Raw genomic sequence first — 11,719 nt, 5'->3', positions numbered from 1 at the left:
CTCACGCGGCAGGCGACTTGGTGTTGTTCTTGGCTTCCTTGCGATCGCCCGCCACCTCGGCCTTGGCGGTCATGGGGACCGACTGGGGCGCCACCACGGCACCGGGGCGCACGCGCTGCAGGCCGTTGACGACGATGTTCTCGCCCGCCTTCAGGCCCGACGTGACCACGCGCAGGCCGTCGATCGGCGCGCCCAGCGTGACTTCGCGGTATTCGGCCTTGTTGCCCTCGCCCACCACCATCACGAACTTCTTGTTCTGGTCGGTGCCCACGGCACGCTCGTTGATCAGCAGCGCTTGCGTGTTGCGGGCCTGGCCCATGCGAATGCGCGCGAACTGGCCGGGCATCAAGGCGCCGTCTTCGTTGTCGAACACGGCGCGCACGCGCACCGTGCCGCTCTTGGCATCGACCTGGTTGTCGATGAGCTGCAAGCGACCGGCGTGCGGCGTGCCGCCCGTGGTGCCGGTGCCCATCTGCACGGGGATGCGCTCGATGAGCTGGCGCGCGCTGTGGCCGCGCTGGCCGTTTTGCAGGTCGACCAGGGCTTTCACCACGATCTGCTCATCGGTGTCGAAGCTCGCGTAGATCGGGCTCACGGACACCAGCGTGGTCAGCACGGGGGCGCCCGCACCGGCCGCCACCAGGTTGCCCACGGTGACTTCGATGCGGCCCACGCGGCCCGCCACCGGGGCGCGCACCTGGGTGTAGCCCAGGTTGAGCTTGGCGGTCTGCAGCGCGGCCTGGGCGGCGCGCAGGTTGGCATCGGCCTCGCGCTGGGCGTTCAGGCGCTCGTCGTGCTCGCGCTGGGCAATGGCTTTTTCTTCGAGCAGGCGCGTGGCGCGCTCCAGTTCGCTGCGCGTGTATGACACGCGGGCCTGGGCGGCCACCACCTGGGCCTCGGCGCGGTCGACCTCGGCGGCGTAGGGTGCCGGGTCCACCGTGACCAGCAGGTCGCCCTGCTTGACCAGCGAGCCTTCGCGGAAGTGCACGGCCTGCACGGCGCCCGAGACGCGCGGGCGCACGTCCACGCGCTGCACGGCTTCGAGCCGGCCGGAGAACTCGTCCCACAGCGAGATGTCCTTTTGCACCACGGCAGCGACCGACACCGGCATGGCGGGCGGCATGGCGCCTTCGCCGTTGGCCTGCGCCGTGGGCGCCTGGAAGACGAGGATCAGGGCCGCGACAGCAGCCGTGACAGCGGTGGCGATGGTGGCCAGGCCCAGGGGGCGGTTCTTGGAGAGCGGGTTGGAGTTCATGGTCATTTCAATATTCAATCGTTGGGGCCGCCTGGCGGGGCGGGCAGGGGAATGGGCTCTGCGGCCCGTCGGTGCTCGTTGAACGGAAGTGGCAGGGCCCAAGGCCGTGGGCCAAGGGGCAGTCTCGGCATTGACACGGTGAAAGAGTCAAGGCCTCGGCCGCATGCCTGTGGCTAGCGCGCCGGGAAGGCGCGGCCGTGCAGTGCGCCGTGACAGCCGTGGCTGCGAGCCGCCGAGAAACGCGATGTGTTGTTCATGCTGTTATTTCCTCCGTATCGTTGACATCAATGGCCCTGCCAGCCGTCCTGCCCTGGACGGGCACGGCTTGCAGAAATGCGCGGGCAAAGCCTCTCCCTCCGGCACGGCGTGCCGGAAAAATCAGCGTTGGAAAGCGGGTGGCGGGTGGGGAGACCGCAGCCTCAAACCCCAACCCACCTTGAGGTCAATGGCTTGCTGCGGCCCGGGCTTTTCTCAGGAAGGCACCGGACATCGGGTGGCTTCGAAGAACTGGCGGAACTGCTCTTGCGCACCCGCAGCGCAAGGGCATTCGTGCTCGCCGGTCTGCAGCAGCGCATCGGGCCACTGCGCCGTCTTCGAGAAGACACGGCGCGTGACCTGCAGGCCCGCAGACTCCAGGCGGGCTGCGTAGGCCAGGGCCTCGTCGTGCATGGGGTCGGTGTCGCCCACCAGCACCAGCGTGGGCGGCAAGCCCGCCAAACGGTGCGCGCCGGCGGGCACGGCATACGGGTGCTCGGCATCGCGCGGGCAGCGCAGAAAATTGCGCCAGCCTTCGGTCCATTTGCAGCCGGTGGCATCGCCCGTGGCCTCGCGCAGCGAGGCCGTGCCCACGCACGGGTCCAGCATGGGCGACAGCAGGATCTGCCCGGCCAAAGGGGGGTGTGACTGGTCGCGTGCCATCAGCGCCACGGCAGCGGCCAGGTTGCCACCGGCCTCTTCCCCGGCCAGGTAGACCTGGGAGCCCTGCCCGCCCAGCTTGGTGCGATTGCGGTGCACCCACTTGAGCACGTCGTAGCCGGTGTCCACGGGCTGCGGAAACGGTGTGAGCGGATACGCCACCGAGACCACCACCGCGCCCGCGCCTTCGAGCAGCGAGGCCACGGTGCAGCCGTTGTCCAGGTTGCCCGACATGAACGCGCCGCCATGGAAGTGCACGACCACGGGGGACGCCTGCCCCGCCTTCTTGCGGCCATACATGCGCACGGCCACATCCTGCCCTTTGGCCACCTCAATGGTGGAATCAGCGCACACGGACCTGCCCGCCCCGGACGCCTTTGCGGGCGCCGCAGCAGACTGCGATGGCGGGGATGACGAAGACGGGCGGTCGGGCTGCATGGCAGGTACCCAGTAAGTAGGTGGACAGGTGGAGGCTCGGTTGACGATGGATGAAATGTAGTGGCTTGGGCCTTTCCGATAAACAGGCCAAACACCACCGCACTGTTTCCAAAAGCTCAACAATCGGAACCTGGGGCGCGTGTGAGAATTCCCCGGAGCGTGTTGGCACCCACTGGTGGGTGCTGACGTTCCAGATTCAAGGAGAAGCCATGGACCAGATACAGGCCATGCGCATATTCGTGCGGGTGGTGGAGGCCGGCACGTTCACCCGGGCGGCGGATTCGCTTTCGCTGCCCAAGGCCACAGTCACCAAACATGTCCAGGCACTGGAGGAGCGCCTGCGCGTGAAGCTGCTCAACCGCACCACGCGCCGCGTGACGGTGACCCCCGACGGCGCGGCCTACTACGACCGCACGGTGCGCCTGCTGACCGACCTGGACGACATCGAGGCCAGCATGACCAACGCGCGCGCCAACCCGCGCGGGCGGCTGCGCATCGACGTGGGCACCTCGGTGGCGCAGCTGCTGCTGATTCCCCACCTGGCCGATTTCCATGCGCGCTACCCCGACATCCAGCTGGACCTGGGGGTGAGCGACCGCATCGTCGACCTGATCGGCGACAACGTGGACTGCGTGATACGCGGCGGAGAACTCAGCGACCAGTCGCTGGTGGCGCGCCGCATCGGCAACCTGGAGTTCATCACCGTGGCCTCGCCCGACTACCTGGCGCGCAAAGGCACGCCGGCGCACCCGCTGGAGATCGAGGAAAAACACACCAGCCTGATCTATTTCTCCCCGCACTCGGGCCGGCACTACCCGCTGGAGTTCCGCCAGGGCCCCGAATCCATCGACATTGCGGGGCCCTACCAGCTGAGCGTGAACGAGGCCAACGCCTATGTGACCTCCCTGACCGCAGGGCTGGGCATCGGCCAGATCACAAGCTTCCAGGCCGAGCGCCACCTGCAAAGCGGCGCGCTGGTGCAGATCCTGCCCGGATGGACCCAGCCCCTGCTGCCCGTGTACGTGGTCTACCCCCCCAACCGCCACCTGAGCGCCAAGGTGCGTGCTTTTGTGGATTGGACAGCCGAGCTGTTCCAGCGCGAGGCCCACATGCAGCGCAAGGCCTGAGCGGCGCACGCGCCGAGCGCTGCCTGCAGCCGGTATGCTTGGGGCATGAGCACCCCTGAGACCCCGCCACCCGCACCGCCTGCCGCGCCCTCCGACAGCACGCCGGCACAACCCGCCCAGCCACGCAACCCGCTGCATGGCGTGACGCTGGAGGCCATGGTGGTGGCCCTGGCGGACTATTTTGGCTGGCACGAACTGGGCCAGCGCATCCCGATCCGCTGCTTCCAGAGCGAGCCCAGCGTGGGTTCCAGCCTCAAGTTCCTGCGCAAGACGCCCTGGGCCCGCGAGAAGGTGGAGGGCCTGTACCTCTTCATGCTGCGCGAGCAGAAGCGGCAAGGTCTGGGCTGATCCCCCCAATATTCCGCACGAATGGCAGGCCTGCACAGGCTGCCCTAACTGGTATGCGTTCAAAAATATCAGTCCGTTTACGCTGAGCCTGCCGTAGCGCCGAGCGAGGCTTCGACAGGCTCAGCCCGAACGGTTCTTGCTGATTGAACGCAAACTGGTATCAGTTATCCATGGCGCCGCACGCCACCCGCAACTGATGCAACCGGCTCGGCCCACGCCAGCGCCCCCGCGCAAGGGCCGCCCCGCCGCGCTGGGGGCGTCCCCCTCCCGCGAAGCGAGAGAGGGGGAAGGCGCGAAGCGACTCAGGGGGGGGTTTCCCTTCAGTCCCGGAACACCACCGCCTGCTTCGCCTGCCGGTCCACCTGCAGGCTGAACACATCGGGCCGCGCGTAGTGGCCCACCACGTCGAAGTCGTAGCGCGCGCGCACCAGCTCGTCCACGTCAATCTGCGCCGTCAACAGGCCCGCCTTGCCCTGCAGCGGGCCGGCCAGCACGTCGCCGAGCGGGCCCACGATCACGCTGTTGCCACGGATCAGCGGCCGGTCGGCATCCCAGCCGGGGGCTTCCACGCCCAGCTCGCGCGGCGAAGGCTGCACCTGGCAGGCGCTGATCACGAAACACCGCCCCTCGTGCGCGATGTGGCGCATGGAGCATTGCCAGATGTCGCGCTCGTCCACCGTGGGCGCACACCAGACCTGCACCCCCTGGGCATACATGGCCGTGCGCAGCAGCGGCATGTGGTTTTCCCAGCAGATGACGGCCCCGACCCGGCCCACGGCGGAGTCGACCACCGGCAGGGTGGAGCCGTCGCCCATGCCCCAGATCAGGCGCTCCGTGCCCGTGGGCATGAGCTTGCGGTGTTTGGCCACCAGGCCCTCGTCCGGGTCGAAGTACAGCGCCGTGCAGTACAGCGTGCTGCCGGAGCGCTCGATCACGCCCAGCACCAGCGTGGCGCCGGTGCGCGCCGACAGCTCGGCCAGGGCCTGCGTTTCAGGCCCCGGCACGTCGATGGCGCCCGCGTGGTAGCGCGCATACGACTCGCGCCCTTCGGGCAGGCGGTAGCCCAGGCGCGCGCCGAAGATCTCGCCCTTGGGGTAGCCGCCCAGCAGGGCCTCGGGCAACACCACCAGGCGCGCGCCTGCGGCCTTGATCTCGGATTCATAGGCCAGGATGTCGGCCAGTGTCTGCTGCGTGCCGTGCGGCGATGCGCCCATCTGCAGGGCGGCGACGGTGATCAGGGTCATGTCCAGGGCTCCGGAAGGTCGTTGAAGAACAAGGAAGACCGCAGTGTTCCCAAGGCCCTAAGATGAATCAATACCAGATCATTGCTGATTGATATGAACGATGTTGATATCGGGTTCGACCTGAACGTGCTGCGCGTGTTCGAGGCGCTGCACGAAGAAGGCGGCGCCACACGCGCGGCGCTGCGCCTGGGCGTGACGCAATCGGCCGTGAGCGCCGCGCTGGCACGCCTGCGCCATGTCTATGGCGACCCGCTGTTCACCCGCACGGGGCGGGGCCTGGCGCCGACCCTGCGGGCGCAGGAGCTCAAGCCCGTGATCAGCGAGGCGCTGAACAAATGCCGCGAGAGCCTGGCCCTGGGCACGGCGCCGCAGGCGCGCTACCAGGGCCGCTCCGTGGTGATCGGCATGTCCGATGATTTCGAGATCGCGCTGGGGCCGGCGCTGATCCAGGCCGTGGCCCGGCACGCGCCCGGCCTGCGCCTGGCCTTCCGCCAGACACACAGCCAGATCGTGGCCGAGATGTTGATGGGCCGAGAGATCGACCTGGCCATCACCGCCAGCGGGCTGGCCACACGCTGGCTCAGCCACGAAGCGCTGGGCGAAGGCGGCTACGCCTGCCTGGTCGACCCGCAGGTGCCGCCACCCCCCGGCCCGGGCAACCGCCGATCCCGCCCGCGCAAGGCCATCGCGCCCAGCCTGACCCTGTCCGACTATGTGGGCCGCGACCATGTGCTGATTTCGTCGGGCGGCTTTATCGGCGTGGTGGACGAGGTGCTGGCCGCCGCCGGGCACAAGCGCCGCGTGATCGCATCGACCACCCACTTCGCAGCCCTGCCCTACCTGCTCAAGGGCACCGCCGCCGTGGCCACGCTGCCCGCGCATGCGGCGCACGCCATCGCGCCCATGAGCGGGCTGCAGGTGCTCCCCTGCCCCGTGGAGATGCCACGCTTTGCAATCGAGCTGGGTTGGCGCACCGACGCGCTGCGCGACTCCGCCGTCGCCCATGTGCGCGCCGTGGTGGCCGGCCTGCGGCCTGCGCCCGGCCGCACCACGGGGCGCTGACGCCCCGCCCGAAGCCGGTGCCGGGCAGGCGTCCCGCGCTGCCGCGTCAGTCGCCGCTCAGGACCAGGAAGTCGCGGCTGATGCCGCCGCCCAGGTCGTTCACGCGGTCCAGGAACTGCGTGAGGAAGGCGTGCAGGCCCGTGGACAGGATCTCGTCGATCCGCCCGTACTGCAGGTCGGCCAGCAGGCGACCCGCGCGGCGCTGGGTTTCGGCCGACTGCTGGTTGGCCACCACCACGAGGTTGTCCACCACTTCGCGCATGCAGGCATGCAGGGACCGGGGCATGTCGCGGCGCAGGATCAGCAGGTCGGCCACGCGGCCCGGCGTGATCACGTCGCGGTAAACCTTGCGGTACACCTCGAAGGCCGACACGCTGCGCAAGATGGCGCTCCAGTGGTAGAAGTCCTTCTCCTGGTTGCGCTCGCTGGCGCGGCCGAAGAAGTCGTTCTCAACCGCGTGGAACTTCACGTCCAGCAGGCGCGCCGTGTTGTCGGCCCGCTCCAGGAAGGTGCCCAGGCGCAGGAAGTGGAAGGCCTCGTCCTGCAGCATGGTGCCGAGCGTCACCCCGCGCGAGAGGTGCGAGCGGTACTTCACCCATTCGAAGAACTGGCCCGGGTCACGCTCGAAGGCGCCGCCCTCCAGTTGGCGGTGCAGCTCCAGCCAGGTCTGGTTCTGCGTCTCCCACACCTCGGTGGTCAGCGCGCCCCGCACGGCCCGGGCGTTCTCGCGCGCTGCGCGCAGGCACGACAGGATGGACGAGGGGTTGTTGCCATCGTGCACCATGAACTCCAGCACGCGCTGGGGCACGACCTTGCCGTGCCGTGCGGTGTAGGACGGGATCAGCTCGCTGATGGACAGCAACCCTTCCCAGCCTTTCTGCGCCACGTCGGCGGCCTGTGGCAGCAGCGAGGTTTCGTAGCTCACATTGAGCATGCGGGCGGTGTTTTCTGCCCGCTCGGTGTAGCGGGACATCCAGAACAAGTGGTCGGCAGTGCGGCTCAGCATGCGGCCTCCTTGATCGAACAGGGCAGAAAACCCCGTGCGTGCTGCGCACACCCGCGGTGTTGTATCGAAAGTCCCATGGCATGGACCTTTTCTGCCCGCTCGGTGTAGCGGGACATCCAGAACAGATGGTCGGCAGTGCGGCTCAGCATATTCAGAGGCTCCCTTGCGATTGGCTTTGCGACTGGGATGGCACGGCCTGGGGATGGGCGGGAGACGCGCCCTCGCCCAGCACCCAGGTGTCCTTGGTGCCGCCGCCCTGAGAAGAATTGACCACCAGCGAGCCCTCCTGCAGCGCCACGCGCGTGAGGCCGCCAGCGGCCATCTGCACCTCGCGCCCGCTGAGCACGAAGGGGCGCAGGTCGATGTGGCGCGGCGCAATGCCGCTCTCCACATAGGTGGGGCAGCTCGACAGGCTGAGCGTGGGCTGTGCGATATAGCCCGCCGGGTTGGCGATCAGCGCACGGCGGAAGTCCTCGATCTCGGCCTGCGTGGCCGCCGGGCCGATGAGCATGCCGTAGCCGCCCGCGCCATGCACCTCCTTGACCACCAGGTCCTTCAGGTGGGCCAGCACATGCTGCAGGTCGTCGGGCTTGCGGCACATCCAGGTGGGCACGTTCTTGAGGATGGGCTCCTCGCCCAGGTAAAAGCGGATCATCTCGGGCACATAGGGATAGACCGATTTGTCGTCGGCCACGCCCGTGCCCACGGCGTTGCAGATGCCCACGTTGCCGGCCCGGTAGGCTTCCATGAGGCCGTAGCAGCCCAGCGTGGAATTGCGGCGGAAGACCTGCGGGTCGAGGAAGTCGTCGTCCACGCGGCGGTAGATCACGTCCACGCGCTGCAGGCCGCGCGTGGTGCGCATGTAGACGAACTTGTCCTTGACGACCAGGTCCTGCCCCTCGACCAGCTCCACGCCCATCTGCTGGGCCAGGAAGGCATGTTCGAAGTACGCGCTGTTGTGCATGCCGGGCGTGAGCACCACCACGGTGGGCTCGTCGGCTGCGGCCGGGGCGCTGGCGCGCAGGGTTTCGAGCAGCATGTCGGGGTAATGCGCCACGGGCGCCACCTTGTGCAGGCTGAACAGCTCGGGGAAGAGCCGCATCATCATCTTGCGGTTTTCCAGCATGTAGCTCACGCCGCTGGGCACGCGCAGGTTGTCCTCCAGCACGTAGTACTCGCCGTTGCCCTGGGCATCGGGGGCGCGCACGATGTCGATGCCGGCGATGTGCGCATAGATGTTCTGCGGCACATGCAGCCCGGCCATTTCGGGCCGGTACTGGGCGTTGCCCACGATGAGGTCGGCGGGCACAATGCCGGCGCGGATGATGTCCTGGCCGTGGTACACATCGTGGATGAAGCGGTTGAGCGCCGTGACCCGCTGCACCAGCCCCTGCTGCATGCTGGCCCATTCGTGGGCCGGGATGATGCGGGGGATCAGGTCGAACGGGATCAGCCGCTCGTTGCCCGCGCCGCCCTCGTCCTTGGCGCCATAGACCGCAAAGGTGATGCCCACGCGCCGGAAGATCATCTCGGCTTCGGCCCGGCGGGCCTGCATCACGTCAGGGGGCTGTTTGCTCAACCACTGCGCATAGCGCTTGTAGTGTTCCCGCACATCGCTGCCATCGAAAGGCAGCATGGCGTACATCTCGTCAAATTTCTGCATGAACGGGCCTCCTGGAAACAGGATAGCAAGTTGTGCGCCCGCCCCTGTGGCAACAGCCCCTGGGCACGCTGCGCCATGCTTTCGGAATCAATCGCTCCGTGGCACCATGCTGTGCTGCCAATACCGGCGGCCGGTGTCGCGTTCGCACGCCACTGCGTCGGGGGCGGTGGACGCCCAGGTGGCCGCACCGCAGCGCGCCGACTCCACCACCCGGATGTTGCGCTCGCGGTAGCGCTGCAGGATGTCGGGCGCCGGATGCCCGAAGCGGTTGCGATACCCGGCCTGCACCAAAGCGGTGCGGGGCTGGACCGCCTCCAGCAAGGCGGGCGATGAAGAGGTCTTGCTGCCGTGGTGGGGCACCAGCAGCAGGTCGGCCTGCAGCGCCGCGCCCCGCGCCACCAGGGCCTGTTCCTGAGGCGCCTCAATGTCCCCCACCAGCAAGGCCGACGGCGCCTGGGGCCCGGCCGCCACCACGCGCAGCACGCAGCTCAGCGCGTTGGGGCGCGGCGGGCGGGGCGCCGGGGCATCGTCCCCCGCCAGCGGGTGCAGCACCTCGAAAGCGACGCCGTCCCATTCCCAGCGCTGGCCCGCAAGACAGGGCCTGGCGGGGCGCAGAGCCTGCAGCACGTGCTCGGCCTCGATGGACCCGGTGAGTTCGGCCTGGGGTTGCTGTGCCAGCACCGCCGCCGCGCCGCCCGTGTGGTCGGCATCGCGGTGGCTGAGCATCAGCACATCCACCCGCTCGCCCAATGCGCGCAGCAGCGGCACCAGCACGCGGTGGCCCGCGTCGCTCTCGCGGCTGAAGCGGGGCCCCGCGTCGTACAGCAGGGTGTGGGTGGCCGTGCGCACCAGCACCGCGTTGCCCTGGCCGATGTCGGCCGCCAGCAGTTCGAACTGCCCCGCCGCCGGCCGCGCGGGCTGCCACCAAAACACCGGCACCAGCAGGGGCAGTGCCAGCAGCCGCAAGCGCCACGGCCACCGCATGGCCAGCAACGCACCACCCGCCACGGCCGCCACGCCGGCCCACAGGGGGGCGGCCGGCAGGAACAACACCGCCCCAGGCCACTGCGCCAGCCACTGCAGCCACACCGTGAGGGGCTGCAGGCTCCAGGCCGCCAGGCTCCAAAGCGGCCCCCACAGCACGCCGCCCAGCGCCAGCGGCGTGACCACCAGCGTGACCCATGGAATCGCCACCAGATTGGCCACAAAGCCCACCACCGAGATCTGCCCGAACAGCAGCAGGCTCAGGGGCGTAAGCGCCAGCGTGACCACCCACTGCTCCTGCAGCAGGGCATAAAATCGGCCGCTAGCGCCCTTCCCACGGGCGCTACCAGCTATCGGATTGGTAGCAAACAGCACCCCCACAGCCACAAAGCTCAGCCAGAAGCCCGCCTGCGCCAGCGCCCAGGGGTCGGCCAGCACCACGGCCGCGCAGGCCAGCAGCCACACCTGGGGCCAGGGCCAGCGCCGCCCGCGCCACTGCAGCAGGGCCACGATGGCCAGCATGATGACGGTGCGCTGCGCAGGCACGCCCCAGCCGCTGAAGAGCGCGTAGGCGCTGGCCAGCGCGACCCCGGCCAGCAACGCTGCCGACGGTGCGGGCACCCGCAGGCACAGGCGCGTGGAACGCCGCCACAGGGCGCGCACCACGGCAGCCGCAACCCAAGCAAACAGCGTGATGTGCAGCCCCGAAATGCTCATGAGGTGCGCCACGCCCGTGGCGCGGAAGATGTCCCAGTCCGCACGGTCGATGGCGCGCTGGTCGCCCGTGACCAGGGCCGCCACCACGCCTGCGATGCGTGCACGGCCCGGGTCGCTGGCCTCGTCTGCACCGCGGCCCAAGCGGTCCAGGATGGCATCGCGCACAGCCTGGCGCGCCTGCTCCACCGGGTGCTGCCAGGTGGCGGCCTGGCGCCGTGGCGGCTCGTCCTTGGGGCCGGCGCGCACATAGCCCGTGGCCTGCACGCCTTGCTCCCAGGTCCACAGCTCAAAATCGAACCCGTGGGGGTTGCGCAGGCCATGGGGCGCCTTCAGCCGCACCGTCATCTCCCAGCGCTCGCCCGCGCGCACCGGGGCGGGCTGGCGTTGCAGGTCCACGGGCTCGCCCGCGTCCCGGAAGGCACCGCCATACCAGGCGACCTCGATCTGGGGCGGCAGTTGCACAGGTGCACCTTTGAGAAGCGCGGACTGCACCTCCAGGCGCAACCGGGTGCCCGCCTCGTTGGCCTGCGGCATGGCCGCCACCACCCCGGTCACGCGGATGTCCTGCCCCTCCAGCGCCGGGGCCAGGCCCTGCTGCAGGTAGGCCGAGGCCCGCAAGCCGCTGACTGCAGCCATGGCCAGCGCCCCCGCGCCCAACACCAGCGCCACAGACGCCGCAGCCCGCCACCGGGCGCCGCGCGCCACCCCGGACCGGCGTGCGCTGCCAACCGCGAGCCCGCCCCAGCCCACCCCCAGCGCAGCGCAGAGCAGCGCGGCATAGGCGGCTTCGCTCCACAGGCTGGGCTGCTGCAGCTGCAGCGCCGCCCCCGCCACCACCCCCAGCAGCAGGGCTGGCAGCCGCCAGGGCGCAGCGGGCTGCGGCAGATCACCCGCCCCGAGCGGGCCTTCGGGGCCGGGCGACGTGGGGGCATTAGGGGCGCTTATGGCGGACATGGGCTG

General features: G+C 69.3%; 10 protein-coding genes. 3 read left to right on the top strand and 7 right to left on the bottom strand.

The genetic code is table 11. From position 1 onward, the window contains the following. Window position 1: 1 nt before the first annotated feature. Both DBV10_RS06910 and DBV10_RS06905 read right to left on the bottom strand, forming a co-directional pair. On the bottom strand, window positions 2-1,255 hold the full coding sequence (locus tag DBV10_RS06910) for an efflux RND transporter periplasmic adaptor subunit (RefSeq protein ID WP_124511932.1): 1,254 nt from the start codon (window positions 1,253-1,255) through the stop codon (window positions 2-4). 471 nt (window positions 1,256-1,726) lie between these two features. After that, window positions 1,727-2,608: an alpha/beta hydrolase gene (locus tag DBV10_RS06905; protein WP_124511930.1), complete on the bottom strand. Its 882-nt coding sequence runs from the start codon at window positions 2,606-2,608 to the stop codon at window positions 1,727-1,729. 209 nt (window positions 2,609-2,817) lie between these two features. On the opposite strand from DBV10_RS06905, the gene DBV10_RS06900 reads away from it, so the two are divergent. Together DBV10_RS06900 and DBV10_RS06895 are read left to right on the top strand one after the other, a co-directional pair. Continuing rightward, window positions 2,818-3,735 (top strand): LysR family transcriptional regulator, encoded by a 918-nt coding sequence (locus DBV10_RS06900; protein ID WP_124511928.1) that lies wholly within the window; start codon window positions 2,818-2,820, stop codon window positions 3,733-3,735. Between the two features lie 45 nt (window positions 3,736-3,780). After that, entirely contained in the window at window positions 3,781-4,083 is a 303-nt protein-coding gene (locus DBV10_RS06895) for a VF530 family DNA-binding protein (protein ID WP_124511926.1), read from the top strand. 320 nt (window positions 4,084-4,403) lie between these two features. Here the strand turns inward: DBV10_RS06895 and DBV10_RS06890 are convergent, their stop codons facing one another. Next, the gene (locus DBV10_RS06890) at window positions 4,404-5,327 is read right to left on the bottom strand and encodes a carbon-nitrogen hydrolase family protein (protein ID WP_124511924.1); all 924 of its coding nucleotides are present in this window, start codon (window positions 5,325-5,327) and stop codon (window positions 4,404-4,406) included. 93 nt (window positions 5,328-5,420) lie between these two features. On the opposite strand from DBV10_RS06890, the gene DBV10_RS06885 reads away from it, so the two are divergent. Beyond that, on the top strand, window positions 5,421-6,389 hold the full coding sequence (locus DBV10_RS06885) for a LysR family transcriptional regulator (RefSeq protein WP_124511922.1): 969 nt from the start codon (window positions 5,421-5,423) through the stop codon (window positions 6,387-6,389). A 46-nt stretch (window positions 6,390-6,435) separates the two neighbouring features. On the opposite strand, the gene DBV10_RS06880 is transcribed toward DBV10_RS06885, so the two are convergent. From DBV10_RS06880 to DBV10_RS06865, 4 genes are all read right to left on the bottom strand, one after another. After that, a complete protein-coding gene (locus DBV10_RS06880) occupies window positions 6,436-7,395 on the bottom strand; it encodes an alpha-E domain-containing protein (protein ID WP_124511920.1) in 960 nt (319 codons plus the stop codon). Then, entirely contained in the window at window positions 7,389-7,544 is a 156-nt protein-coding gene (locus DBV10_RS06875) for an alpha-E domain-containing protein (protein ID WP_124511918.1), read from the bottom strand. Before DBV10_RS06875 ends, DBV10_RS06880 begins: the two co-directional genes overlap by 7 nt. A gap of 2 nt (window positions 7,545-7,546) precedes the next feature. Beyond that, a complete protein-coding gene (locus DBV10_RS06870; protein ID WP_124511916.1) occupies window positions 7,547-9,058 on the bottom strand; it encodes a circularly permuted type 2 ATP-grasp protein in 1,512 nt (503 codons plus the stop codon). An 87-nt stretch (window positions 9,059-9,145) separates the two neighbouring features. Next, on the bottom strand, window positions 9,146-11,713 hold the full coding sequence (locus DBV10_RS06865) for a DNA internalization-related competence protein ComEC/Rec2 (protein WP_124511914.1): 2,568 nt from the start codon (window positions 11,711-11,713) through the stop codon (window positions 9,146-9,148). Between the last annotated feature and the right edge of the window lie 6 nt (window positions 11,714-11,719).

The organism is Acidovorax sp. FJL06, assembly GCF_003852545.1.
Lineage (GTDB): Bacteria > Pseudomonadota > Gammaproteobacteria > Burkholderiales > Burkholderiaceae_C > Acidovorax.
The sequence above is the reverse complement of the archived record's forward strand: the minus strand, read 5'-3'. Positions and strand labels throughout refer to the sequence as shown.